Raw genomic sequence first — 24,841 nt, forward strand, 5'->3', positions numbered from 1 at the left:
CATGGCAACGCTTGAAATCCGAGACCTGCACGTCACCGTCGAGGCCGACAACGCCACGAAGGAGATCCTCAAGGGCGTCGACCTCACCGTGAAGCAGGGCGAGACGCACGCCATCATGGGCCCCAACGGCTCGGGCAAGTCGACCCTCGCCTACTCGCTCGCGGGTCACCCGAAGTACACGATCACCGGCGGCACCGTGCTGCTCGACGGCGAGGACGTCCTGGAGATGTCCGTCGACGAGCGCGCCCGCGCGGGCCTGTTCCTGGCGATGCAGTACCCGGTCGAGGTCCCCGGCGTCTCGGTCTCCAACTTCCTGCGCACCTCCGCCACCGCGATCCGCGGCGAGGCCCCCAAGCTGCGCACCTGGGTCAAGGAGGTCAAGGAGACCATGGAGCGTCTCCACATGGACCCCTCCTTCGCCGAGCGCAACGTCAACGAGGGCTTCTCCGGCGGTGAGAAGAAGCGCCACGAGATCCTCCAGCTCGAGCTGCTCAAGCCGAAGGTCGCGATCCTGGACGAGACCGACTCCGGCCTGGACGTCGACGCGCTGCGGATCGTCTCCGAGGGCGTCAACCGCGTCCGCGAGACCGGCGAGGTCGGCACCCTGCTGATCACGCACTACACGCGCATCCTGCGCTACATCAAGCCCGACTTCGTCCACGTGTTCGCCGACGGCCGTATCGCCGAGTCCGGCGGCGCCGAGCTGGCGGACAAGCTGGAGAACGAGGGCTACGAGGCATACGTGAAGGGTGGCGCATCCGCGTGACACAGCTGCCGGGCCTCCTCGACACCGAGGCGCTCCGCAAGGACTTCCCCATCCTGGACCGCGCGGTCCACGACGGCAGGAAGCTCGTGTACCTGGACAACGCGGCGACGTCCCAGACCCCGCGCCAGGTGCTCGACGTGCTCTCCGAGTACTACGAACAGCACAACGCCAACGTCCACCGCGGTGTGCACGTGCTCGCCGAGGAGGCCACGGCACTGTACGAGGGCGCGCGGGACAAGGTCGCGGAGTTCATCAACGCGCCCAGCCGCGACGAGGTGATCTTCACCAAGAACGCCTCCGAGTCCCTCAACCTCGTGGCCAACATGCTGGGCTGGGCCGAGGAGCCCTACCGGGTCGACCACGAGACCGAGATCGTCATCACGGAGATGGAGCACCACTCCAACATCGTGCCGTGGCAGCTGCTCGCGCAGCGCACGGGCGCGAAGCTGAAGTGGTTCGGCCTCACCGACGACGGCCGGCTCGACCTGTCGAACATCGACGAGGTCATCACGGAGAAGACGAAGATCGTCTCCTTCGTGCTGGTGTCCAACATCCTGGGCACGGTCAACCCGGTCGAGGCGATCGTGCGCCGTGCCCAGGAGGTCGGCGCGCTGGTCTGCGTCGACGCCTCCCAGGCCGCCCCCCACATGCCGCTGGACGTCCAGGCCCTGCAGGCCGACTTCGTGGCCTTCACCGGCCACAAGATGTGCGGCCCGACCGGCATCGGCGTCCTGTGGGGCCGCCAGGAGCTGCTGGAGGACCTGCCTCCGTTCCTCGGCGGCGGCGAGATGATCGAGACCGTCTCGATGCACTCCTCGACGTACGCCCCGGCGCCGCACAAGTTCGAGGCCGGCACCCCGCCGATCTCGCAGGCCATCGGACTGGGCGCGGCCATCGACTACCTCAACTCGATCGGCATGGACAAGATCCTCGCCCACGAGCACGCGCTCACCGAGTACGCGGTGAAGCGGCTCGCCGAGGTCCCCGACCTGCGCATCATCGGCCCCACCACGGCCGAGGACCGCGGGGCCGCGATCTCCTTCACGCTCGGCGACATCCACCCGCACGACGTGGGCCAGGTCCTCGACGAGCAGGGCATCGCCGTCCGTGTCGGCCACCACTGCGCGCGTCCCGTCTGCCTGCGCTACGGAATTCCCGCGACCACGCGAGCGTCGTTCTATCTGTACTCCACGCCGACCGAGATCGACGCACTGGTCGAGGGGCTGGAGCACGTACGGAACTTCTTCGGATGAGGGGCTGAGGCGTGAAGCTGGACTCCATGTACCAGGAAGTCATCCTGGACCACTACAAGAACCCGCACGGGCGGGGCTTGCGGGACGGCGACGCCGAGGTGCACCACGTCAACCCGACGTGCGGCGACGAGATCACCCTCCGCGTGAAGTACGCCGGCACGACCATCGAGGACGTCAGCTACGAGGGCCAGGGCTGTTCCATCAGCCAGGCCAGCGCGTCGGTCCTCAACGAGCTGCTGGTCGGCAAGGAGCTGGCCGAGGCGCAGAAGATCCAGGAGACCTTCCTGGAGCTGATGCAGTCCAAGGGCCGGATCGAGCCGGACGACGCGATGGAGGAGGTCCTGGAGGACGCGGTCGCGTTCGCCGGGGTCTCCAAGTACCCCGCGCGGGTCAAGTGCGCCCTCCTGAGCTGGATGGCGTGGAAGGACGCGACGGCCCAGGCGCTGGGTGGCGCCGACGCCGAAAGGAAGACCGCATGAGCGACACCGTCGAGATGAAGCCGGCCTCCGAGGAGGAACTCCGCGAGGCCCTGATGGACGTCGTCGACCCCGAGCTGGGCATCGACGTGGTCAACCTCGGGCTGATCTACGGCATCCACATCGACGAGTCCAACATCGCGACCGTCGACATGACCCTGACCTCGGCGGCCTGCCCGCTGACGGACGTCATCGAGGACCAGGCCAAGTCCGCCACGGACGGCCTGGTCAGCGAGTTGCGCATCAACTGGGTCTGGATGCCGCCGTGGGGTCCCGACAAGATCACCGACGACGGGCGCGAGCAGCTGCGGGCGCTCGGCTTCAACGTCTGAGAGAGCCGACGGAGCCGTCCGAGAGAGCCGACGGAGCCGGGGAGAGGGGTCACGGCCGCGAGCCGTGGCCCCTCTCCGCATGTCCGGGGACGTTCACCCGAGCCCGTTCACGAGCAGGAACGCCGAGTCCGCGCGGTACAGGTCCGAACTCTGGTACGGGTCCAGCTTCAACTGGAAGTTCTGGTGCCGCAGGAACCGCCCGGGGTAGTTGACCGACTCCAGCATGACCGCGCCGGAGGAGGCGGAGGCGCGCGGGCAGAAGGTGGCGTCCTGCTCGAACAGGGCGGAACCGTCGTCGTGTTCGTCACGCAGCAGGAAGTCCCGGTGACGCAGGTAGCCGCCGTCGGCGGTGGCGAAGGAGTAACAGGAGGCGTTGCTCAGCCCCTCGACCAGCTTGAAGGTGGCGGCGCGGCGGTCCGCGGAGGAGCTGACCGGGTCGAGCTTCACGTAGTCGCCGACGACGTGCCAGTAGCGGTCGGGGTAGTTCACGGAGCGCACGGACCGCCAGTCGGCGGAGGGCTTGGAGTCGGACGAACCGCCGTGCGAGCGCCGGGACCTGGTGGGGGCGGGGTGCGGCCCGGGGGAGTGCGAGGGGGAGGCGGACACCGTCGCCGAGGGCGTCACCGAGGACATGGCCTCCTTGCCCTTCGGGGGAGTGGGGGGACTCGCCGAGGGGGAACTGAAGGAGAGCAGGCCCGGGCCGTTGTCCGTGGCGGCTCCCGTCGCGGCCGGTGAGGCCTTCTCCTGCGGCGTCCGGCCGTTCACGGCTATCGCCGTGACACAGGCGGCGACCGTGGCCAGGGCCAGCGCGCCGGCCAGCCAGAGTCTTCGGGTGCCGGGAGCCCGGGAGGCGTCCGGGGCCCAGCCGTTCTCCCACGGCTGCTGCGGCGAGTCGGGGGTGTGTTCAGGCATGCGCGGTTCTCCACCGCCGCCGGTGCGGCTGCCGGGGCGTGAGGGTCAGTGGGGAAACAGTGGGGAAAGAGTGAAGGTTGGTGCTGCCGAGGGCTGCACCCTAGTGGAGCCGACGGGCCGCCGGGAGGTGTTTCAGTGAGCGGTTTCCATGAAGTTGCAACTTTCTCGCCGCGCCCTCGGCGTACACCCGGACACACCGCCACAGCACGGGACTTGGCAGACACGGGCCGGCTTCCGCGCCAGACGCCGGCCGGCTTCCGCCAGGCACCGCGCAGCCCGCTCGCGTGGGCGCGTACGCAACGCCCCGCGACGCGACCCGCGGGTGGCCGGAGGCGGCGCGACCGGCAGGTGAGACGCGCCCTCCTCGGTTCGCCCCCTCGGGCGTCCGCACGTTAGGTTGCCCTCATGACCGACTCCACTGCTACCCGCACCACCGGCGCCGTCGCCGCCGGCCTCGCCACGATCGCCTCCGACGGCACCGTTCTCGACACCTGGTTCCCGGCCCCCGAGCTGGTCGCGGAGCCCGGCCCCGCCGGCACCGAGCGGCTCACCGCCGAGCAGGCCGCCCAGCTGCTGGGCGGAGGCGCGACCGCGGCCATCGGCCCGGACGCCCGCCGGGGTGTCGAGGTGGTCGCGGTCCGCACGGTCATCGCCTCGCTGGACGAGAAGCCGATCGACGCGCACGACGTCTACCTGCGCCTGCACCTGCTCTCGCACCGCCTGGTCAAGCCGCACGGCCAGAGCCTGGACGGCATCTTCGGCCACCTCGCCAACGTCGCCTGGACCTCGCTCGGCCCGGTCGCCGTGGACGACATCGAGAAGGTGCGGCTGAACGCCCGCGCCGAGGGCCTGCACCTCCAGGTCACCTCGATCGACAAGTTCCCGCGCATGACCGACTACGTCGCCCCCAAGGGCGTCCGCATCGCCGACGCCGACCGGGTGCGCCTCGGCGCGCACCTCGCCGAGGGCACCACGGTGATGCACGAGGGCTTCGTCAACTTCAACGCCGGCACGCTCGGCACCTCCATGGTCGAGGGCCGCATCTCCGCCGGTGTCGTGGTCGGCGACGGCTCGGACATCGGCGGCGGCGCCTCCACCATGGGCACGCTGTCCGGCGGCGGCAATGTGATCATCTCCATCGGTGAGCGCTGCCTGGTCGGCGCCGAGGCGGGCGTCGGCATCGCGCTCGGCGACGAGTGCGTGGTCGAGGCGGGCCTCTACGTCACCGCGGGCACCCGGGTGACCATGCCCGACGGCCAGATCGTCAAGGCCCGCGAGCTGAGCGGCGCCTCCAACATCCTCTTCCGCCGCAACTCCCTCACCGGCGCCGTCGAGGCCCGCCCGAACAACGCGGTCTGGGGCGGCCTGAACGACATCCTGCACAGCCACAACTGACCCACCGCCGCGACAGCGCCCTTCGCCCTGGCGAGGGGCGCTTCGTCATGCGGGCAGGCCGGCCGCGAACGCCCGCAGGGCCGTGAAGTCGCCCTCGCGCAGCCCGCGTCGCGGGTCGACGCGGTGCAGCAGCGCCGGGCCGGGGTGCCGGCCGGCCACGTACGCGGTGTCCGCCGGGCTCTGCTCGTCGTCCACCCAGGCGAACGGGCGGCCCCCGGCGTACGCCACGATCGCCTCCGTCTTCCAGTGGACGCCGTCCGGCCGCACCGCGAACAGGCCCGCGCCGAAGTCGACGTACGGCAGTTCGGGCAGCCCGACGACCGGCGCGATCCAGCGGTTGGCCTCGGCCATCCAGGTCGTCGCCCAGCACAGCTCGTAGCCGAGCGCGAGCAGGGCCGGGCCGTGGGACGGGTTCAGCCAGACCCGCAGGGGGCGGCCGGGGACCACGGACGCCCGGATCGTCGTGTAGCCCTCGGGCCGGCGCTCCGGCTGGGCCGCGTACGGGTTGAGGGGGCCGTCGACGTCGAGGAACAGCAGGGGGCGGCTCACTCGGACACCGTACGGCCGTGTCCGGGCCGGCCGGAGATTATTTTCGCGCGGGCAGGCATAGCGGGGCGCGGCGGCGCGCGTCTCGAGGGGTACAAGGGCCCGGACACCAGGTCGGCCCGGGGGAAGAGAAGGTGACGATGGATGCCGAAGCGCAGGAGAGTTTTCGACAGTTCGTGGCCGGCAGGTCCTCGGCGCTGCTGAAGACGGCCGTCCTGCTGACCGGCGGCGACCGGCACGCGGCCGAGGACCTGCTGCAGAACGCGCTGGTCAGGGCGGCCGGGCGGTGGCAGCGGATCGACGAGCCGGAGGCGTACGTACGGCGCGTCCTGTACCGGCAGCAGATCAGCCGCTGGCGGCTGAAGTGGCCACGCCGGGAGGTGTCGGTCGCCGAGCTGCCGGAGGCCGGTGCGGCCCCGGACGCCGCGGGCCGCGCGGAGCTGCGCCTGCTGCTGCGCACCGCCCTGTCCCGGCTCACCCCGCGCCAGCGCACCGTGCTGGTGCTGCGCTACTTCGAGGACCTGCCCGAGGCCGACGTGGCCCGGCTGCTGGGCTGCTCCGTCGGCACCGTACGGTCCACCACCCACCGCTCCCTGGCCCGGCTGCGCACGCTCGCTCCCGAGCTGGCCGCTCTCGACGGCGGCGGGCGGCCGTCCCGTGACTTCTCGCCCGTGGAGGTGCGTCCGTGAACGTCGAGGAACTGGTGCGCGACTCCCTGCGGGAGATGGCGCTGGAGGCGCAGCCGGCGGCCGCGAACCTCGCCGACCGGGTGCTGGTGCTGCGCCGCAGGCGCCGTACCCGCCGGATCGCGGCTGTCGCCGTGTCCGCCGCGGCCGTGGTCACCGTCGCCGTGGCCGTGCCGCTGCTCGACGGCGGCGGGCGGGACGTACGGCCGGCGCACCTCACGCCCGGCCCGGTCGTCGCCCACGCCGACCAGTCGCCGCCGCGCCAGATGATCGGTGCCGGCGATGCCCTCATGGCGGGTTACAGCACCCAGAAGCGGGTCGAGCAGCCCAACAAGGACGAGATCACCACGCGAACCTACCGGCTGCTGGACCCCCGCACCGGCACCTACAAGAAGGACGACCGCTGGTCCTTCGTGACCGTCGCGCCGGGCGCCCGCACGGCCGCGGTGCTGGAGCGCGAGCTGCCGGCCGGCCGGGTGGGGCTGCTGGACCTGTCGGACGGCCGGGTCAAGCGGTGGATCCCGGTGCCGCAGGGCGCAGGAGGGGCCGCCTTCTCACCCGACGGGACCAAGCTGGTCGTCACCACGTACGCCAAGAACCCCGATCGGGCCTTCTGGAGCGCCAAGATCCCGGTGAACGACAAGGTGGAGCCGCAGCAGGTACCCAGCCGGACCGGGTTCACCGTCGTCGACGTCGCCTCCGGAACGGCGCAGTGGCACCAACTGCCCTACTGGAAGGACAAGATGGACTTCGGGGGCAACGCACGCGCGGATCTGGAGTTCAGCCGCGACGGCAAGTCCCTGTGGGAGCCCCTGCCGATGCGTCCGGGCCGCAAGTACCACGCCCTGGACGGCACGAACGTCCCGGCGCCCGCCGCCGAGAAGCACGTGCAGCCGTGGGTCGAGGCCGGCCTGTCGCCCGACGGCCGGCTCGCCGCGGGCGACTTCGCCGGGCAGGGCGACGAGATCGCCTCGGCCGTCGACGACGCCGTCACCGGCAAGGTCGTCACCAAGGTGCCCGGTCAGCAGCTGCTCGCCTGGGCGGACAACAAGCGGCTGATCGCCTGGGGCATCGGCGGCGACGGCAACGAGTTCCACCAGCGGCTGGTGCTCGTCACCATCGGCAGCAAGAAGGTCCAGCCGCTCAGCGGCTTCCGCTCGCCGAAGGACGACACCGGCGGCCGCTGGGAGCCGCTGTTCACGACCCGCTGACCAGCTCCTCGTACAGCGCCCGCAGCCCGTCGGCCGTCTCCCGGCCGGCGGGCAGCAGCGGTGGGCGCACCGGGCCCGCGGGCAGGCCGAGTTCGCCCAGGAGCGCCTTGGCGGTGACCGTGCCCGGCAGTCCCGCGCCCATCATCGCCTCGATCAACGGCGTGGCGCGCAGCTGCAGTTGTCTCGCCCGGGCCGTGTCGCCCGCGTCGAACGCGTCGAGGAGGGCCGCGAAGGTGCCCGGTACGGCGTTGGCCACCGTGCTCACGCAGCCGGCAGCGCCCACCGCGTACAGCGCGAGGACGTGCTCGTCGCAGCCCGCGTAGTACGCCAACTCGCTCTGCGCCAGCACCTTCTGGGTGCCGAGGAAGTCGTAGGAGCAGTCCTTGACCGCCGCGATCCGCGGATGCCCGGCGAGCCGGAGCATGGTGTCCGGCTCGATCCGGGTGCCGGTGCGGCCCGGGATGTCGTAGAGCATCAGCGGCAGCCCGCTCGCGTCGGCGACCTGGCGGAAGTGCGCCTCCACCGCCTCCTGGGGAGGCCGGCTGTAGTACGGCGTGACCACCAGCACCCCGTCGGCGCCGGCCTTCTCGGCCGCGAGGGCCTGATCGATGGTGTGCCGGGTGTCGGCGGTGCCGACGCCCGCCACGAGCGGGACCCGGTCGCCCACCGCCTCCCGGACCGCTCTGATCAACTGCGTCTTCTCCGCGTCCGTGGTGGTCGGCGACTCGCCCGTGGTGCCGCTCAGCACCAGCCCGTCGCAGCCCTCGGCCACCAGCCGCACGGCCAGCCGCCGGGCCCCCTCCAGGTCGAGCGCGCCCGCCTCGGTGAACGGGGTGATCATCGCGCACAGGGTGCGGCCGAAGGGCCGGGGTCGGTTCGTCATGGGAGTAGTCTCGGCATGACAACCGTGAAGCTCTACTTAAATCTTCTACGAGGTATTGATAAGTGATGCTGAGGAGAGTCGGGTCGATGGGCTGTCCTGTGTCCACCTCGGCCCTTGATGCGTCACTATGGGCACGGACGGTCAAGTTCACGTCGGTCATGGGAGGCACCATGAAGCTCGGCAAGGCACTGGCCACCGGAGTCGCCGAGGAGCGGCCGCTCACCCGCGAGGAGGAGCCGCGGCTCCCCGAGGAGAACGCCCGCACGGAACCGGCCGAGCCGGCCCGCGAAGAGGTACCGGCGGCCCGATGAGGCTGCGGCTCCCGGCGGAACGCCCGACGGAGCCGCCGACCGGATGCAAGATCGCCCACCCGGTGCTGTCCGAGGACGGCACCCGGGCCGGGTTCACCGGTGTGTCCCTGGGCGGCGCGCTGCCGTACGGCGTGCTCGACGACGCCTCCTGCGTCTACGGGCGCCGGCACCGCCCGCCCGCGCGCCTGTGCGACTGCGGCTTCCACTGCGTGCACGACCGCACGGCCGCCGAGGCCCTGCGGTGCACGGCCGAGCACCGGTCCGCCGTCCTGCTCGAGGTCTCCGTCCTCGGCGCCTACATCCGCTTCGAGCGCGGCTTCCGCTACGCCCGCCAGCGCGTGCGCACGGCGACCGTCGGCCCCTGCGCCTGCGGTGCCGCGGCCGCCGCACTCGCCGACGCCGGCTGGGGCAGACCCGGCTGGCGGGCCCTCGCCCCCGCCTGCGCGGGTTGCGTACGGGGGCGTACGTCCGTCTCGCTCGCCGGGTTCGCCCGACTGGCCGGGGAGGGGCTCCGGGTGATCACGGGAGGCGGCGCCGGCCCGGCCCCGTCCGCCGAGTTGACGGCGGGCACGGAGCTGGGCATGCCCGAACTCGTCGCCGAGGCCGCCCTGTTGCAGGCCCGCCTCGACTGGCTCCAGGCCCAACTCGCCCGCCTCGGCGAGCGGGGGACCGGGGGAGCGGACCACGGCTAACGGTCTTCGGCCTGGGTACCCGGGTGGTCCGCACAGAGAGGAGGCGGAACACCGTGACCGTGACCCCCCACGCACGGCCCGCTGTCGACGGGCACCCCACCACCGGGGAACTCGTCAACAAGGCCACCGAACAGCTTTCCCGGCTCCTGCGGCAGGAGGTCGCTCTCGCCAAGGTGGAGCTGGCCGAGAAGGGACGCCGTGCCGGACGGGGCGGCGGACTGCTGGGCGCCGCGGGCGCCCTTGGATACGTCGGGCTGATCGTCCTGGCCGGCGCCATGACCGCCGCCCTCTCCCTGGTACTGCCCGTGTGGGCGGCGGCGCTGATCATCGCCGGCGTGTTCTTCGTCGTGGCCGCCGTGCTGGGCGCGATCGGACGCGCCCAGCTGCGCCGCGCCACGCCGCCCGCGCCCAAGGAGACCCTCGGCAGTGTCAGGGCGGACGTCGACGAGATCAGGGAAAGGGCACATCGATGACGGACAGGAACCCCCACGGCTCGGGCGCCAAGGGTCCCGACGAACTGCGGCACCAGATCGAGCAGACCAGGCACCAGCTGGGCGACACCGTCGCCCAGCTGGTGGAGAAGGCCGACGTCAAGGGCCGGGCCCGGGCCCGGGTCGCCGATCTGCGGGACAAGGCCGGCGCCATGACGGTGCAGCTGCGCTCCACCGCCGCCCAGGCGGGGCACGAGGCGCAGGGCAAGGCGGCCGTCGCGCGGCACGCGATGCAGGGCCGGGCGGCCCAGGCCCAGCACGCGGTCCAGGGCTCGGCGGCCCGTGCCGGACACGCGGTCCAGGGCCGGGCGGTGCAGGCCGGGCACGCCGTGCAGGGCGCTGGGCACGCCGTCGAACGGCACACTCCGCGGCCCGTACGGTCCCTCGCGCAGGCCGCGCTGCGCCACCCGCGCCCGCTGCTGGTCGCGAGCGCCGCCGGGGCCGCGCTCCTCGCGATGGGCATGATGCGCCGGCGGCACGAGCGCTGCTGAGCCGGGCGGCACCCGCGCGGCCACCACCCTCTCACCGAAAACTATGTCCGTCTGGACAAGAAAAGTTTTCGGTGGGAGGGTGGACGCATGCTGGACGTCACCGTCATCGAGGACCCCGAGGCGGCGGCCGTGTCGCTCGACCCGGTCCGCGCCCGCCTGCTCGCCGAGCTGGCCACCGGACCCGCGTCGGCCGCGATGCTGGCCGGTCAGGTGGGCCTGCCCCGGCAGAAGGTGAACTACCACCTCAAGGCGCTGGAGCGGCACGGCCTGGTGGAACTGGCCGGGGAGCGCCGCAAGGGCAACGTCACCGAGCGGCTGATGCGCGCGACCGCCGCGTCGTACGTCATCTCACCGGCCGCCCTGCCCGCGGTGCAGCCGGACCCGGAGCGCTTCCGGGACCAGCTCTCCGCCCGGTGGCTGCTCGCGCTCGGCGCCCGCCTGGTGCGCGACGTGGGCGCGCTGATCACCGGCGCCACCAGGGCCCGGCGGCAGCTGGCCACCTACGCCCTGGACGGCGAGCTGCGCTTCGCCTCCGCCGCCGACCGCGCCGCCTTCGTGCAGGAGCTGACGGCGGGCGTGAGCGCCCTGATCCGCAAGTACGATGCCCCCGGCGCCGAGGGCGGCCGCGACCACCGGATCGTCGTCGCGCTGCACCCCGCGGTCAAGGACGACCGGCCCACCCCCGAGAGCTGAGCAGGAGCCCCGCCATGCCCGAGGAATCCACGAGGGAATCCGCGCAGGAATTCGAGATCGTCCGCGAGTTCGAGGTCGACGCCCCGCCGGAGAAGGTGTGGGAGGCGATCACCACCGGCACCGGCGGCCATCTCTGGCCGATGGACCCGCCCGAGCCCCACGAGGGCGGCAGGGGACCCTTCGGGTCCACCGTCACCGCCTGGGACCCGCCCCACCGCTACACCAACCGCAGCGAGGACGTCGGTTTCCCGGTGCAGTCGCTCAATCAGCTCGACTACACCATCGAGCCCCGCGACGAGGGCCGCCGCGCCTGGGTGCGTTACGTCCACAGCGGCATCTTCACCGACGACTGGAACACCCAGTACGACGGCGCCAGCAAGCACACCAACTTCTATCTGCACACCCTGTGCGAGTACCTGACCCACTTCGCCCCCCGCCCAGTCACCTTCGCCCAGCTCGAGGGCCCCGAGGCCTCCCGCAGCCCGCGGGCGCTCGCCGCCGCCGGCCGCGCCCTGGGGCTCCCGGACGACGCGGCGGCGGGCACCAAGGTGAGCGCCCATGGGCCCGGCGGGCAGACCCTGGACGCCGTGCTCGACTACCGCAACCCGTACTTCATCGGGCTGCGCACCGACAACGCCCTCATCCGCTTCTTCGGACGCGGCCACTGGGGCGCCCCGCTCGGCATCAGCGTGCACGACTTCGCGCCGGACGCCGACGCGCAGGCGAACGAGAGCGCCTGGCAGGGCTGGCTGAACGGGGTGTTCAGCCGGCCCTGAATCCCCGCGCCCTACGGGCGGAAGCGCAGCACCTGCGGGTCGTGGTCGCTGATCTGGTCGTGGAACTCCGAGTTGATGTGCACGCTGTCGTACTCGAAGTCGCAGCCGCGCCGGACCGCCGGGCTGACCAGGATCTGGTCCAGGACCTGCTGATTGCCCTGGTAGTCGTAGGTGTACCGCTCGCTGCGCGGCAGCGACTTGATCGCCGACCACAGCTCGCCGTCACCCTCCAGGATCTTGGCCGTCCCGGAGAACTCGAAGTCGTTCATGTCGCCGAGCGCGATGACCTCCGCGTTCTTCTGGACGGACAGGATGTCCTTCACGAAGGCGTTCACCAGGGTCGCCTGGGCGTGGCGCTGGACCTCGGAGCTGCGCACCGGCGGCTGGTACTGCGCCGTCAGGCCCTGGTCGCCACCCTTGGAGTTGAGGTGGTTGCCGATCACGAACACCGTCCTGCCGCGGAAGACGAACTCACCCGCGAGCGGCTTGCGGCTGCTCTTCCAGGCCGCGTTGGTCGGGTCGATGCGGCCCGGTGAGGCGGTGAGCTGCGCCTTGCCGTGCACCTTGGTGACGCCGACCGCGGTGGTGGAGTCGCCGCCCGGGCGGTCCACGAAGGACACGCGCTGCGGGTTGAACAGGAACACCTGGCGGATGTTGCCGCCCGGCTCGCCGCCGTCCTGGTCGTTGACCGGGTCGATCGAGCGCCAGTCGTACTTCGGGCCGCCCGCCGCGACGATCGCGTCGATCAGCTTGTTCACGGTCGTGCTCGCGTCGACCGTGCCGTCGTCCTTGGCGCCGTTGTCGTCCTGGATCTCCTCCAGGGACACGATGTCCGGCGCCTGCAGGTTGTGCACGATCGCGGCGGCGTGCTGGTCGAACGTGGGGTCCGACGGGTCGAGGTTCTCGACGTTGTACGTCGCCACCGCCAGCTCACGGCTCGACTGCTTGCGCGTGGTCTCGCGCTGCAGGCCGCCGCTCTCGAGCGTGCCCAGCTCGCTCGCGACCAGGGTGTAGCCGCCGAACTGGTTGTAGTCCAGCGGGCCGGTGGTGGTGCCGGTGAGCGTGTCGCCGACGTTCGCCTGCGGGAAGTCGGCGACCGCGCCCAGCGACTGGATCTGCAGCCGGCCGGTGTTCTGCGAGTCGTAGGAGCCGTAGACCGTGCCGCCGCGGCGGCTCCTGTGCTCGTGCGGCTTCACGGTGACCCACAGTTCGCTGTACGGGTCGGTCCCGGTGACCACACGGGCGTCGGCGATCTGGACGTTCATGCCCTCGAGGGACTCGTAGTAGTCCAGGGCGTACTTCGACGGGTCCAGGGCGAGGCCGTTGATCGAGCCGTTCGCGGCGGTGTCGCCGGCCGGGGCGTACGCGCCCGGGACCGACGTGGCGTCGATCACGACCGGCGCGGGCACCGGGTTGCCGGTGGAGACGGTGGTGATCGCCGGCTTGGTGATCTCCGTCAGCGACTGGTTGCCGGAGGAGGCGCCGCCCGGGACGTACTCCGAGACCGTGCCGGTCACCGTGACCGCGTCGCCGACCGCGACCTTCGGCGCCGAGCTGGTGAAGACGAACACGCCCTCGCTGGTCGCCGGGTTGTCGTCCGGGGTCGGGTCCTGCAGCCAGAAGCCCTTGGAGGAGCCGTAGCTGCGGGTGGCCGTGACGACGCCGGGCACGTCCGTGACCTTCTGGCCCGCGAACGGCGATATCCGGGTGGTGCCCTGGACGTCGTGGATGCGCACCGCGTCGGCGTGCGCGGGGGAGGTGAGGACGACGACGGAAGCCGCGCTGCAGACGGCGGCGACGGTGAGCGCGGCGAGACGCGCGGAAGACCTGCTCGGCAAGGGATCCCTCCGGGGACGAACGTGAGCGCCGGGACGAGGGTGGAACGGGAGCGTGCCGGGCCGGTGGCCCTCCGTGACACGCATAGAGCCGAGTGAACAGTTGTCCCCCCAACTTCTACGCGCGTCAATCTCCTGCCTGACGGCGGGAGTTGTCAAGGTTTCGGCCATGTACGGATCACGTCGGGGAGATGAACCGGGCGGCATGGGTGGAAATCCGTCTAGGCTGAGCGGCTGAGCCCTTTCACGCTCCGAGGAGAACCAGCCGATGTCAGACAGCTCCCCCCTGCCGCCCGTACGGCTGCACCCCGAAGCGGAGCTGGCGCGCGACGCGCTGTCCACGCCGGTGCTCTCCCGCGCCGCCCGGCTCGCCCGCTGGGCCGGACCCGGGACACGCGTCGACGCGGGCGGCGGCCTGGTCGACGAACAGCTCCCTGCCGCCGCCGAACTGCTCGGCCTGAGCGGGGACGACGCCGCCGCCGACGCCAGTGCGGCCTGGCGGGTCGCCGTGGACACCGGCCTGGTCGAGATCGCGGACGAGGACGCCGGCACCGTGACGGCCGGCGAGGAACTCGCCCTGCTCACCGGCGGCTCCCCGCACGACGTGCTCACCGTGTGGCTCTCCGCCCTGGAGACGGTCGTCGCCGACGCGAGCGTGCCCGACCTCGACGGCCTGGCCGAGGCACTGGAGGAGGGCGGGGAGGTCGATTTCTCGTCACTCGACTGGGACCCGCAGGCCGAGGCCGAGTTCCTCGACGGCGTCCTCGGCAACCTCTACCTGCTGACCGTCAGTGAGGAGGGCCCCGCCGGCGGACCCGTCCCGCTGCCCGCCCTGGCCGCCTCCATGATCGTCCCCGGTGACATGGGCGAGCCCACCAACGACGTCCTGGAGCAGGTATCCGACGCGATGATGCGCCTGGACGACCAGTTCCGGATGCTCGAGCCGGTGGGGCTCGTGGAGTACCAGCCCGTCGACGAGGCGCTGATGGCCGACGCGGACGAGGAGCCCTCGGCGCCGGTGGACGACACCGACGTCGCCCGCTACGGCATGGTCCGGCTGACCCCGCTCGGCGTCTACGGGCTGCGGATGCGGCTGCTGGAGGCCGGATTCGACGCGCCCGCCGTCGGTGAACTCGCCGACAAGGGCGCCGACGCGCTGCTCGACGCCACCGCCCGCTTCGGCCAGTCCGCCGCCCGCGCCGAGACCGAGCAGTGGCTGGCCCGCCGCGAACCCCTCGCCGGTGCCCGGGAGTTGCTGGCCGCCGCCCGGGGCACAGACACCGGCGCGCCCCTGCGCAGGCTGCGCTGCCAGCAGGCACTGTCCCTCCTCGGCCCCGAGGCGGAGCCCGCCCTGCGCGAGGTGCTGGACGACCCCGAGCTGGGCGGCCTCGCCCGGGTCTGGCTGAGCGAACGGGGCGCCTCCGGGGTGCCCGCGCCCTCACCCGACCTGATCTTCTGGCTGACCATCGACACGGTCGCCGCCCAACTGGCCGCCGAGGGGAACTCGGACGAACTCCAGGCACTGGTGGAGGGACTGGCCGAACAGCACGGCGGCTTCTTCGCGGCCGCGTGGCGGGTGGAGCACCCGGCCACGGCGGACGTCCTGGAGGCGATGGGCCGGCTCCACCCGGACAAGAAGGTGGCCAAGGAGGCCCGCAAGGCGGCGTTCAAGGCGCGGTCGCAGCAGGCGGGGTGAGCGGCGCTTTGGGACGGCCATGGGGCCGCGCATACGGATTCATGGAACAGGGGCCGGTGAAGTAGCCCGGAGTTCAGCCGGTGTTCAGCAGCGGGCGGGAGCGTGGGCGGCGCATCGAGGCCCGCCACCCTCCACGGCACGCCCACCGTCACAGGAGAACACCATGTCGCTCACCCGCAGGGACTTCGCCAGGAAATCCGCGATCACCGGTGCCGGGGTCGCCCTGGCGGGCAGCGTCGGCGCCCTCGCCACCGCCCCGGGCGCCCTCGCCGCCACGGAGACCCCGAGCGCGGACACCGAGGGCGCGGGTGGAGCCCCGGCCCACGGGCACCACGGCGTCGGCTACGGCCCCCTCGTCCCCGACCCCGACGGCATCCTCGCCCTGCCGGCCGGCTTCACGTACCGGATCATCACCCACAGCGGCAGAACCAAGCTGGAGTCGGGCGAGTTCACCCCGTCCAACCATGACGGCACCGCCGCCTTCGCCGGCCCCCGCGGCGCCACCCTCCTCGTCAACAACCACGAGCTGAAGGGCCCCCGCGCCGGCTGGACGTACCCCGTGCCGCTCACCGAGGGCCTTGTCTACGACCCCGCCGCCTCCGGTGGCTGCACGGTGGTCGAGGTGCGCCGCGACCACGTCGCCGAGTGGGTCGGCATCGCCGGCACCTCCACCAACTGCGCCGGTGGCAGCACCCCGTGGGGCACCTGGCTGACCTGCGAGGAGACCGAGGACAAGGCCGGCCAGAACGGCATGACCAAGGACCACGGCTACGTCTTCGAGGTCGACCCCCAGGACCGCCGCGCCAACCGCGGCCCCCAGCCGATCAAGGCACTCGGCCGCTACGCCCACGAGGCCGTCGTCGTGGACCCCCGGCGCGGCCACCTCTACCTCACCGAAGACGCCTCCGGCCCCAACGGCCTCCTCTACCGCTGGACCCCGCCGGCCGGATTCCGCCACGGGCGCGGGAAACTGCGCACCCTCGCCGACGGCGCGGGCGTCCTGCAAGCCTTCAAGTGCTTCGACTCCGGTGGCCGGTTCGTCGACGACCTCTCCCGCGCCACGAAGACCGGCACGGTCTACGGCGTCGACTGGGTGGACGTCCCCGACCGCGACGCCCGGGCCGTCCCCGTCCGCAAGCAGTTCACCGACGGTCAGGTCACCCGCGCCCGCAAGCTGGAGGGCATGTGGTGGGCCGACGGAGGCGCCTACATCGTCTCCTCCTACGCCCGCGCCGAGAGCCCCGTCCAGCACGACGGCCAGGTCTGGTTCTACGACCCGGCGCGCCGCACGCTCACCCTGAAGGTCCTCCTCGGCGTCAACCCCGACCCGTCCGCCGACGGCGCCTTCGACGGCCCGGACAACATCACCGTCTCCCCGTACGGCGGCCTGATCGTCGCCGAGGACGGCGAGGGCGTCCAGCACCTGTTCGGCGCGACCGACAGCGGCCGCACGTACCCGATCGCCCGCAACGAACTCAATCTCGGCACCGAGGAGTCCCCGGAGTACAGCGAGTTCACCGGCGTCACCTTCTCGCCCGACGGCAGAACCCTGTTCGCCAATATCCAGGAGCCCGGCATCATGCTGGCCATCACGGGTCCCTGGAAGCGGCAGAAGCGGTAAGTAATTCGCTCGCCCGTCCCGCGGTACGCCTCCTAGAGTGATGCATGTCCAGGTGCGAAGGCAGGACCTACTTCCACTCATCATGGGGCGGCCGCGGGTTCGAGTCCCGCCACCGGTACAACGCGCCGGTGTAGCTCAGGGGTCAGAGCACCTACGTCGGTTCCGCCGGCCTCGATCTCTGGACACCACAACTTCATGCACCTCCCGGTGCGCAGGCTGCGGTTACTTCTTCTGCAAAAAGAATCCATGCCGCCGCCGACTTGATCTCGGGAGGCGCAGCTCATGGTGGGTGCCCGGTGCGCAGGCAGCGGATACTTCAGGGACCTGGTGCTTCACGGAAGCGTGCGGGTTCGAATCCCGTCACCGGCTCAGGGCCGGTGTGGCGGAAAAGGGAGACGCGCCAGGTTATAGTGCCGTCGCCGATTCCTGACCTCGGGTGCCTTCCTTTTGCTGCGCCTCCCTCCGAAATGGCACAGAATTCGGGGGAATTCACCATGGCGCGATTCAACACCAGGGCCGCGAAGGCGCAGCCCACCTCGCGGGTCACCTCCACGGGCCGCGTCCTGCGCACCTACGAGGGCGGCCGGGGCCGTGAGCGGGACGCACGCTCCGAGCTTTTCCTGCTGTCGGTCGCCAACTTCGTGTCGCAGCAGACCTTCTACGAGTCCGGTGCCGACCGCGACGCCCGGTTCGTGAAGCTCGTCCGGCGGCTCGCCGTGGAGGACCCCGGCTGGACGGCCGGCCTGCTCGGCTGGCTGCGCGGTGCGGGAAACCTCCGCACCGCCTCGATCGTGGGCGCCGCCGAGTACGTGAAGGCGCGCCTCGACGCGGGCGCCACCGACGGCCCCTCGAACCGGCAGGTCGTGGCCTGCGTACTGCAGCGCCCCGACGAGCCGGGCGAGTTGCTCGCGTACTGGACGGCGACGTACGGCCGCAACGTCCCCAAGCCCGTCAAGCGCGGGATCGCCGACGCCGTACGCCGCCTCTACAGCGGCAAGTCCCTGCTGAAGTACGACACCGCGTCCAAGGGCTACCGCTTCGGCGACATCCTGAACCTGGTGCACGCCGCTCCGGACCCGGACAAGCCGTGGCAGGGCGAGCTGTTCCGGTACGCACTCGACCGCCGGCACAACCCGGACACGGCCGTGCCGCCCGCGTCGAGCCCTGTGCTCACGGCGCACCGCGAGCTGATGGCGCTGCCCGTCGGCCGGCGGCGCGCCGTCGTCACCTCGCCGGGCGGTGCCGAGCGGCTCGCGGCGGCCGGGATGACGTGGGAGGCGCTGGCCGGCTGGCTGCAGGGCCCGATGGACAAGGCGGCCTGGGAGGCCGTGATCCCGTCCATGGGTGCGATGGCGCTGGTGCGAAACCTCAGGAACTTCGACCAGGCCGGTGTCTGCGACGAGGTCGCGGCCCGGGTGGCGGCGAAGATCAGCGACCCGGCGGAGGTCGCGCACTCGCGGCAGTTCCCCTTCCGCTACCTCGCCGCGTACCAGCACGCGCCGGCGCTGCGCTGGTCGTACCCGCTGGAGCAGGCGCTCGGCCACTCGCTGGCGAACGTGCCGGCGCTGCCCGGCCGCACCCTGATCCTGGTGGACCGCTCCGGCTCGATGTGGGCCCCGCTCTCGGACCGCTCGGAGCTCAACCGGGCCGACGCGGCGGCGATCTTCGGCACGGCGCTCGCGCTGCGGGCGGCGGACGCGGACCTCGTCGAGTTCGGTACGACGAGCAAGCGGCTGGCCTTCGAGAAGGGCGAGTCGGTGCTGAGGGTCCTCGGCCGCTTCGGCGACCTGGGCGGCACCGACACCACCTCGGCGGTCCGCGCGCACTACCGCGGGCAGGACCGGGTGCTGATCGTCACCGACGAGCAGTACGCCTTCAGCCACCACGGCGACCCGACCGAGCAGGTCCCGGCGCACGTGCCGGTGTACACGTGGAACCTCGCCGGCCACCAGGCGGGCCACGGCCCCTCGGGCAAGGGGAACCGGCACACCTTCGGGGGACTTTCGGACGCGGCCTTCCGGATGGTTCCCCTGCTGGAGGCCGCTCGCGACGCCGACTGGCCGTGGGCTGCCTGAGCCACCCGATCGTGGCCCGCGCTTCTACGGGGGGCGCGGGCCACACCCCATGTCCGCGAGCCGCACTGACATATAACATTTCAGTTGTGGAGGCCCTACGACCTGTCCGGCGCACCCTCCTCAGGGACCGCGCCTACGCATCGATCCGGGACGCCATCGTGGCCGGGGAGATCGAACCCGGCGCGGTGGTGCGCGACGCCGATCTGGCCGAGCGGCTGGGCCTGTCCCGGGCGCCGGTGCGCGAGGCGTTCGCCCGGCTCGCGGACGAGGGGCTGCTGGAGAGCAAGCCGCAGAGCTACACCCGGGTCACCCCGCTTCTCGCCGCCGACGTGCGGGACGCGGCGGCCGTGGTCGGCGCGATGCACGAGCTGGTCACCCGGGTCGCCGTGCCCCGGCTGCGGGAGGCGGACCTGACGGAGATGCGCGCGGCCAACGAACGGTTCGCCGCCGCCGTGCGCGCCGGTGAGGTGGACGAGGCCCTGCGTGCCGACGACGACCTGCACGACGTCCTGGTCCGGGCCGCCGGCAACCGGGCGGCCGCCGCCACCGTGGCCCGCTACACCCCGCTCATCCGCCGCCTGGAGCGGCAGCGCTTCGGCGAGGGCGGTTCCTGCCGCTCGGCCGGGCTGCACGAGCGGCTGATCGAGGCGTGCGCGGGCGGTGACGTGGACCGCGCGGTCGGCGTCACGGCGGAGATCTGGCGCACGCTCACGGCCCTGGCCGATCCCGACTGACCGACCCTGGAGGCCCCGTGTCCCTGTCCGCGTCCCTGGCGTCCCACCCCCGCCACCCCCTTCTCTTCGGCCCCTCCCCGGTGCACCGCCTCGAACGCCTGACCGCCCACCTCGGGGGTGCCTCGCTGTGGGCCAAGCGGGAGGACTGCAACTCGGGGATCGCCTACGGCGGGAACAAGACCCGCAAGCTGGAGTACCTGGTCGCCGACGCGCTCGCCCAGGGCTGCGACACGCTGGTGTCGATCGGCGGGGTGCAGTCCAACCACACCCGTCAGGTCGCCGCCGTCGCCGCCCGGGCGGGGCTCGGGTGCGTGCTGGTCCAGGAGAGCTGGGTGGAGTGGCCGGACTCCGTCTACGACAAGGTCGGCAACATCCTGATCAGCCGGCTGGCCGGCGCCGACGTACGGCTCGTCCGGGCCGGGTTCGGGATCGGGTTCAAGGAGAGCTGGGAGCAGGCGCTGCGGGACGTCGAGGACGCGGGCGGCAAGCCGTACGCCATCCCGGCCGGCGCCTCCGACCACCCGCTCGGTGGGCTGGGCTTCGCCCGCTGGGCCGAGGAGGTCGCCGAGCAGGAGGCGGAGCTGGGGGTCTTCTTCGACACCGTGATCGTCTGCTCGGTGACCGGCTCGACCCAGGCGGGCATGGTCGCCGGTTTCCGGGCCCTGGAGGAGGAGGGCGGCCGGCCCCGCCGCGTCCTCGGCATCGACGCCTCCGCCGACCCCGCCCGGACCCGTGAGCAGATCACCCGCATCGCCCGCGACACCGGACGACTCATCGGCCTCCGGCGGGAGTTGACCGAGGCGGACGTCGAGCTCGACGAGCGGTACCACGGGGGCACGTACGGCATTCCGGACGAGACCACCCTGGAGGCGATGCGGCTCGCCGCCCGCACGGAGGGGATGGTCACCGATCCCGTGTACGAGGGGAAGTCGATGGCCGGAATGATCGACCTGGTCGCGCGCGGCGAGATCGGCCGGGACTCCACCGTGCTCTACGCGCACCTGGGCGGCCAGCCCGCGCTGAACGCGTACAGCGCGCTGTTCTAGGACCGGCTGCGCAGGTACGCCCGCAGCCGCGCCGCTACAGCGCCCTCGCGCCCGGCTCCACCATGTTGCGCACGGTGCGGGCCTTGACGAAGTCGCCCATGGCTGTCATCTCCCATTCGCCGGAGAACTGGCGGATCAGCTTGGCCATCATCACACCGGTCTGGGCCTCGGCGTGGGTGAGGTCAAAGCGGACGAGTTCCTCGCCGGTGGCCGCGTCCAGGAGGCGGCAGTAGGCCTTGGCGACCTCGGTGAACTTCTGGCCGGAGAAGGAGTTGACCGTGAAGACCAGGCCGGTGACCTCCTGGGGGAGGCGGCCGAGGTCGACGGTGATCACCTCGTCGTCGCCTCCGCCCTCGCCCGTGAGGTTGTCGCCGGAGTGTTTGATCGCGCCGTTCAGGATCGTCAGCTTGCCGAAGTAGCAGCTGTCGACGGCGTTGCGCTGCGGGCCGTAGGCGATGACCGACGCGTCCAGATCGATGTCCTTGCCACCGTACGCCGGCTCCCAGCCGAGGCCCATCTGCACCTGCGACAGCAGCGGGCGGCCGCCCTTGACCAGGGACACGGTCTGGTTCTTCTGGAGGCTGACCCGGCCCTTGTCCAGGTTGATCTTCCCCGGGCCGGCCGGCGGGGCGGGCGGTGTCGGGGGGGTCGGCTGCGCGGCCGGTGCCGGCGGCGCCACCGGCTGCGGCTGCGGCTGCGGCGGGGCGGCCGGTGCCGCCGCCGGCGGTGCCGCGGCGGTGGCCGGTTCCTCCACCGTCACGCCGAAGTCCGTCGCGATGCCCGCCAGACCGTTCGCATACCCCTGGCCCACGGCGCGGGCCTTCCAGGCGCCGCCCCTGCGGTAGATCTCCACGACCACCAGGGCCGTCTCGGTGCCGAGCTGCGGCGGCGTGAACGTGGCCAGCACGGTCCCGCCGTCCGGGTCGCGCAGGGTGGCCGTCGGCTCGATGCCCTGGAAGGTCTGGCCGGCCGCGTCGGGGCTGGCGGTGACCACGATCTTCTCGATGTCCGGCGGCACCGCGGCGGTGTCCACCGTGACCGCGTCGGGCGCGGCACCGCCGCCGGACGTGTACGTCACGCCCGGCCCGCTGGGCTGGTTGTAGAAGATGAAGTCGTCGTCGGAGCGCACCTTGCCGTCCGCGGCGAGCAGCAGGCCCGACACGTCGAGCCGCACCGGAGCGGCGACGTCCACCGTCACACGGGCGACCGGCAGAGGGATGTTCGAGCCAGGGGTCATAGCTGTCATGTCGGGTGAACGAACGACACCACTTTGCCGTTCCCTTACCGACGCCCGGACCGCCGGCCGTCCCCCGATCGGCTCAGGGCACGACCACGATCGTGCGTCCCACGCCCGGTTCCAGCATCATCAGGCCCATCGTTCCGGAGCCGTGGACCAGCACGTGCGCGCCCAGCCTCGCCCGCAGGACGTCATAGCCGCGCACCGCGCACGACAGCGGCTCCACCAGGGCCGCGTCCGCGGTGCGCACGTGCTCCGGGAGCTTCACGCAGTTCGCGACCGGCGCCACCGCGTAGCGGGCCGCGCCTCCCGCCGTCGTCACGCCGATCGCCGCCCACCGCTCGCACAGGTTGTTGTGGCCGGTACGGCGGTGGCGGCACTCGTAGCAGTAGAGGGAGGGGTCCACGGCGACCCGGTCGCCGGTCGCCACCTCGGTGACCTGCGGGCCGACGCCGACCACCTCGCCCGCGAACTCGTGCCCCGGCACGATCGGCAGCTGGGGTGCGAACTCGCCCTGGAGAATGTGCAGATCGGTGCCGCACAGGCCGCAGGCGGCCACCTCGACGACGACCTCACGGGGTCCGGGCGCCGGGTCCGGGACCTCGGTGCCCGCCCACGCGAGCGATCGTTTCCCGCCGCCCCGTGCCCCGTGCCGCCCGATGCCGGTGCGGCCGCCGGCGGCGCTGCCGGGTGTCAGTACGGCCAGATCGGCGGGTCGTTCACGAAGTGGCCGCCCAGGTGGGTGTGCGCCGGGTTCTCCGGGTCCAGCTCGCCCTGCTCGGCGATCAGCTTCTCGGCGTACGGCTCGGAGTCGTCCTGCGGTTCGTAGCCGAGCGCCCGCGCGGAGGTCAGGTCCCACCACAGGCGGGTGTTGGCGGAGGAGCCGTGGACCACCGTGTGGCCGACCTGCTCGGCGGTCAGGGCCGCGTGGAAGAGCCGGGCGCCGTCGGCCGGGCTCATCCACACCGAGAGCATGCGCACGCTGGTGGGCTCCGGGAAGCAGGAGCCGATGCGCACCGAGACGGTCTCCAGGCCGTGCTTGTCCCAGTAGAACTGGGCGAGGTCCTCGCCGAAGGACTTGGACAGGCCGTAGAAGGTGTCGGGGCGGCGCGGGGTGTCGACCGGGATCAGCGGCTCGCCCGCGCGCGGGGCCGGGGTGAAGCCGACGGCGTGGTTGGAGGAGGCGAAGACGATGCGGGGCACGCCCTCGAGACGGGCGGCCTCGTAGAGGTGGTAGGTGCCCTGGATGTTCGACTTCAGGATCTTCTGGAAGGGCGCCTCCAGGGAGATGCCCGCGAGGTGCAGGATCGCGTCCACGCCGTGCACCGCCTCGCGCAGCGCCTCCGGGTCGGTGAGGTCGGCGGTGATCGCGTCGGGCGCGTCCTCCACGGGGCGCACGTCGAACAGCCGCAGCGTGTAGCCGTACTCCGGCAGCAGGGACCGCATCAGGGTGCCGAGCCCGCCGGCGGCGCCGGTGAGCAGAATGGTGCGGGGAGCGGGCATCCTCGGTCTCCTTGAACATCAGCGGCCGTGTGCATGGCTCGAGTTCACATGCGTGGACACGCTAGGGAGCGGTCACTGACCTCGTCAAGTGGGCCGTGGAGTGCGGAAATCCGCTGCCGTGTTGCCGGTTCGCCCGCTTGACCGCCACGAAGAGTGGACCGTAGCGTGAGGCCGTTCAGAGATATAGACATTGATCAGGCACATATATCTCCATGCGCAGGGAGCGCCCGTGACGCCAGCCCCTCTCGACGCCCGGCTCCGCGACCCGGGCGGCCCGCTGTTCTTCCCCGTCACGGCGTACCGCTCCGACGGTTCGGTCGATCTCGACGTCCACCGCACCCATGTGGGCCAGGGTGTCGCGGCCGGAGCCGCCGCCGTCTTCGCCTGCTGCGGCACCGGCGAGTTCCACGCCCTGCTGCCGGAGGAGTTCCGGGCCGTGGTGCGGGCGAGCGTGGAGGCGGCCGAGGGACGCGTACCGGTGGTCGCGGGCGTCGGCTACGGCACCGCGCTCGCCGTCCACTACGCGCGCCTGGCCGAGCAAGCAGGCGCCGACGGGCTTCTCGCCATGCCGCCCTACCTCGTGCGCGCCGGGCAGGAGGGACTGCTGCGGCACTACCGCGAGATCGCCACCGCCACCGCCCTGCCGGTGATCGTCTACCAGCGCGACAACGCCGTCTTCACCCCCACGACCGTGGTGGAGCTCGCCCGCACCGAGGGCGTCGTCGGCCTCAAGGACGGCCTCGGCGACCTGGACCTGATGCAGCGCGTCGTCAGCGCCGTGCGCACCGAGGCGCCCGGCGACTTCCTGTACTTCAACGGCCTGCCGACCGCCGAGCAGACCCAGCCCGCCTACCGCGCCCTCGGCATCACCCTGTACTCCTCGGCCGTGTTCTGCTTCGCCCCGGAGATCGCCCTCGCGTACTACCGGGCGCTGGACGCGGGCGACCAGGACACCGTGCGCCGCCTGCTGGACGGCTTCTACCGGCCGTTCGTCGAACTGCGCGCCCAGGGCAGCGGCTACGCCGTCTCCCTGGTCAAGGCGGGCGTACGGCTGCGTGGTCTGGACGTCGGCGAGGTCCGGCCCCCGCTGCACGAGCCGCCCGAGGGCCATGTCGAACAGCTCGCTCGGCTCATCGAGCGCGGCCACGCCCTGCTGGAGGAGGACACGTGACCGAGGACA

The 24,841-nt window shown here is 72.1% G+C and carries 25 protein-coding genes and 1 pseudogene; 19 read left to right on the forward strand and 7 right to left on the reverse strand.

The genetic code is table 11. The features are described from left to right. Position 1: 1 nt before the first annotated feature. Genes sufC through ACZ404_RS18595 form a run of 4 tightly spaced genes read left to right on the forward strand, consistent with a single transcriptional unit; the run spans position 2 to position 2,827 of the window. Entirely contained in the window at positions 2–766 is a 765-nt protein-coding gene (sufC, locus tag ACZ404_RS18580) for a Fe-S cluster assembly ATPase SufC (RefSeq protein ID WP_468441101.1), read from the forward strand. Further along, positions 763–2,019 (forward strand): cysteine desulfurase, encoded by a 1,257-nt coding sequence (locus tag ACZ404_RS18585; RefSeq protein WP_468441103.1) that lies wholly within the window; start codon positions 763–765, stop codon positions 2,017–2,019. The genes sufC and ACZ404_RS18585 overlap by 4 nt, the downstream gene beginning before the upstream one ends. Before the next feature lie 11 nt (positions 2,020–2,030). Beyond that, entirely contained in the window at positions 2,031–2,498 is a 468-nt protein-coding gene (gene sufU / locus ACZ404_RS18590) for a Fe-S cluster assembly sulfur transfer protein SufU (RefSeq protein ID WP_468441105.1), read from the forward strand. Beyond that, positions 2,495–2,827, forward strand: a complete 333-nt coding sequence (locus tag ACZ404_RS18595) for a metal-sulfur cluster assembly factor (RefSeq protein WP_399069030.1) — start codon at positions 2,495–2,497, stop codon at positions 2,825–2,827. Before sufU ends, ACZ404_RS18595 begins: the two co-directional genes overlap by 4 nt. Positions 2,828–2,920: 93 nt before the next feature. Here the strand turns inward: ACZ404_RS18595 and ACZ404_RS18600 are convergent, their stop codons facing one another. After that, positions 2,921–3,739 carry an AbfB domain-containing protein gene (locus ACZ404_RS18600; RefSeq protein WP_468441107.1) on the reverse strand — a complete coding sequence of 273 codons (819 nt, stop codon included), beginning with the start codon at positions 3,737–3,739 and terminating at the stop codon, positions 2,921–2,923. Between the two features lie 405 nt (positions 3,740–4,144). Here ACZ404_RS18600 and dapD point away from each other — a divergent pair, with 405 nt between their 5' ends. Beyond that, positions 4,145–5,134, forward strand: a complete 990-nt coding sequence (gene dapD, locus ACZ404_RS18605; protein WP_468441109.1) for a 2,3,4,5-tetrahydropyridine-2,6-dicarboxylate N-succinyltransferase — start codon at positions 4,145–4,147, stop codon at positions 5,132–5,134. A 45-nt stretch (positions 5,135–5,179) separates the two neighbouring features. On the opposite strand, the gene ACZ404_RS18610 is transcribed toward dapD, so the two are convergent. Then, positions 5,180–5,683, reverse strand: coding sequence for an HAD domain-containing protein (locus ACZ404_RS18610; RefSeq protein ID WP_468441111.1), 504 nt, complete (start codon positions 5,681–5,683; stop codon positions 5,180–5,182). Positions 5,684–5,820: 137 nt separating this feature from the next. Here ACZ404_RS18610 and ACZ404_RS18615 point away from each other — a divergent pair, with 137 nt between their 5' ends. Next, complete coding sequence (locus tag ACZ404_RS18615; protein ID WP_468441113.1) at positions 5,821–6,369, forward strand: SigE family RNA polymerase sigma factor; 549 nt, start codon at positions 5,821–5,823, stop codon at positions 6,367–6,369. Beyond that, positions 6,366–7,577 carry a WD40 repeat domain-containing protein gene (locus ACZ404_RS18620; RefSeq protein ID WP_468441115.1) on the forward strand — a complete coding sequence of 404 codons (1,212 nt, stop codon included), beginning with the start codon at positions 6,366–6,368 and terminating at the stop codon, positions 7,575–7,577. Before ACZ404_RS18615 ends, ACZ404_RS18620 begins: the two co-directional genes overlap by 4 nt. On the opposite strand, the gene dapA is transcribed toward ACZ404_RS18620, so the two are convergent. Further along, on the reverse strand, positions 7,564–8,460 hold the full coding sequence (dapA, locus tag ACZ404_RS18625) for a 4-hydroxy-tetrahydrodipicolinate synthase (RefSeq protein WP_468441117.1): 897 nt from the start codon (positions 8,458–8,460) through the stop codon (positions 7,564–7,566). The genes ACZ404_RS18620 and dapA overlap by 14 nt on opposite strands. A gap of 170 nt (positions 8,461–8,630) precedes the next feature. On the opposite strand from dapA, the gene ACZ404_RS18630 reads away from it, so the two are divergent. From ACZ404_RS18630 to ACZ404_RS18655, 6 genes are all read left to right on the forward strand, one after another. Further along, a complete protein-coding gene (locus ACZ404_RS18630) occupies positions 8,631–8,771 on the forward strand; it encodes a hypothetical protein (RefSeq protein WP_468441119.1) in 141 nt (46 codons plus the stop codon). Next, positions 8,768–9,463, forward strand: coding sequence for a hypothetical protein (locus tag ACZ404_RS18635; protein WP_468441121.1), 696 nt, complete (start codon positions 8,768–8,770; stop codon positions 9,461–9,463). Before ACZ404_RS18630 ends, ACZ404_RS18635 begins: the two co-directional genes overlap by 4 nt. A gap of 53 nt (positions 9,464–9,516) precedes the next feature. Next, positions 9,517–9,936, forward strand: coding sequence for a phage holin family protein (locus tag ACZ404_RS18640; RefSeq protein WP_468441123.1), 420 nt, complete (start codon positions 9,517–9,519; stop codon positions 9,934–9,936). Then, a complete protein-coding gene (locus tag ACZ404_RS18645) occupies positions 9,933–10,445 on the forward strand; it encodes a DUF3618 domain-containing protein (protein WP_468441125.1) in 513 nt (170 codons plus the stop codon). The genes ACZ404_RS18640 and ACZ404_RS18645 overlap by 4 nt, the downstream gene beginning before the upstream one ends. A gap of 87 nt (positions 10,446–10,532) precedes the next feature. Continuing rightward, positions 10,533–11,138 (forward strand): ArsR/SmtB family transcription factor, encoded by a 606-nt coding sequence (locus ACZ404_RS18650; RefSeq protein WP_468441127.1) that lies wholly within the window; start codon positions 10,533–10,535, stop codon positions 11,136–11,138. Between the two features lie 14 nt (positions 11,139–11,152). Then, positions 11,153–11,914: an SRPBCC family protein gene (locus tag ACZ404_RS18655; RefSeq protein ID WP_468441129.1), complete on the forward strand. Its 762-nt coding sequence runs from the start codon at positions 11,153–11,155 to the stop codon at positions 11,912–11,914. Between the two features lie 11 nt (positions 11,915–11,925). Here ACZ404_RS18655 and ACZ404_RS18660 read toward each other — a convergent pair whose 3' ends face one another. After that, positions 11,926–13,752 carry an endonuclease/exonuclease/phosphatase family protein gene (locus ACZ404_RS18660; protein WP_468441131.1) on the reverse strand — a complete coding sequence of 609 codons (1,827 nt, stop codon included), beginning with the start codon at positions 13,750–13,752 and terminating at the stop codon, positions 11,926–11,928. Between the two features lie 265 nt (positions 13,753–14,017). Here ACZ404_RS18660 and ACZ404_RS18665 point away from each other — a divergent pair, with 265 nt between their 5' ends. The 5 genes from ACZ404_RS18665 (at position 14,018) to ACZ404_RS18685 (ending at position 20,921) form a co-directional block, all read left to right on the forward strand. Further along, positions 14,018–15,445 (forward strand): hypothetical protein, encoded by a 1,428-nt coding sequence (locus ACZ404_RS18665; RefSeq protein ID WP_468441133.1) that lies wholly within the window; start codon positions 14,018–14,020, stop codon positions 15,443–15,445. Positions 15,446–15,608: 163 nt separating this feature from the next. Further along, a complete protein-coding gene (locus ACZ404_RS18670; protein WP_468441135.1) occupies positions 15,609–17,066 on the forward strand; it encodes an alkaline phosphatase PhoX in 1,458 nt (485 codons plus the stop codon). Between the two features lie 494 nt (positions 17,067–17,560). Then, a complete protein-coding gene (locus ACZ404_RS18675) occupies positions 17,561–19,141 on the forward strand; it encodes a TROVE domain-containing protein (protein WP_468441136.1) in 1,581 nt (526 codons plus the stop codon). An 86-nt stretch (positions 19,142–19,227) separates the two neighbouring features. Then, on the forward strand, positions 19,228–19,875 hold the full coding sequence (locus ACZ404_RS18680; RefSeq protein WP_468441138.1) for a GntR family transcriptional regulator: 648 nt from the start codon (positions 19,228–19,230) through the stop codon (positions 19,873–19,875). A 17-nt stretch (positions 19,876–19,892) separates the two neighbouring features. Then, positions 19,893–20,921: a 1-aminocyclopropane-1-carboxylate deaminase gene (locus tag ACZ404_RS18685; protein ID WP_468441140.1), complete on the forward strand. Its 1,029-nt coding sequence runs from the start codon at positions 19,893–19,895 to the stop codon at positions 20,919–20,921. Between the two features lie 34 nt (positions 20,922–20,955). Here the strand turns inward: ACZ404_RS18685 and ACZ404_RS18690 are convergent, their stop codons facing one another. The 3 genes and pseudogenes from ACZ404_RS18690 to ACZ404_RS18700 form a co-directional block, all read right to left on the reverse strand. Next, positions 20,956–22,158, reverse strand: coding sequence for a TerD family protein (locus tag ACZ404_RS18690; RefSeq protein ID WP_468441142.1), 1,203 nt, complete (start codon positions 22,156–22,158; stop codon positions 20,956–20,958). 118 nt (positions 22,159–22,276) lie between these two features. Then, positions 22,277–22,819 (reverse strand): annotated as a pseudogene (locus tag ACZ404_RS18695) (alcohol dehydrogenase catalytic domain-containing protein); the annotation flags it as partial. Between the two features lie 32 nt (positions 22,820–22,851). After that, the gene (locus ACZ404_RS18700) at positions 22,852–23,661 is read right to left on the reverse strand and encodes an NAD-dependent epimerase/dehydratase family protein (protein ID WP_468441144.1); all 810 of its coding nucleotides are present in this window, start codon (positions 23,659–23,661) and stop codon (positions 22,852–22,854) included. A 229-nt stretch (positions 23,662–23,890) separates the two neighbouring features. On the opposite strand from ACZ404_RS18700, the gene ACZ404_RS18705 reads away from it, so the two are divergent. Beyond that, positions 23,891–24,832 (forward strand): 5-dehydro-4-deoxyglucarate dehydratase, encoded by a 942-nt coding sequence (locus ACZ404_RS18705; RefSeq protein ID WP_468441146.1) that lies wholly within the window; start codon positions 23,891–23,893, stop codon positions 24,830–24,832. Positions 24,833–24,841: the final 9 nt, after the last annotated feature.

The organism is Streptomyces sp. NPDC030798 (assembly GCF_055572275.1).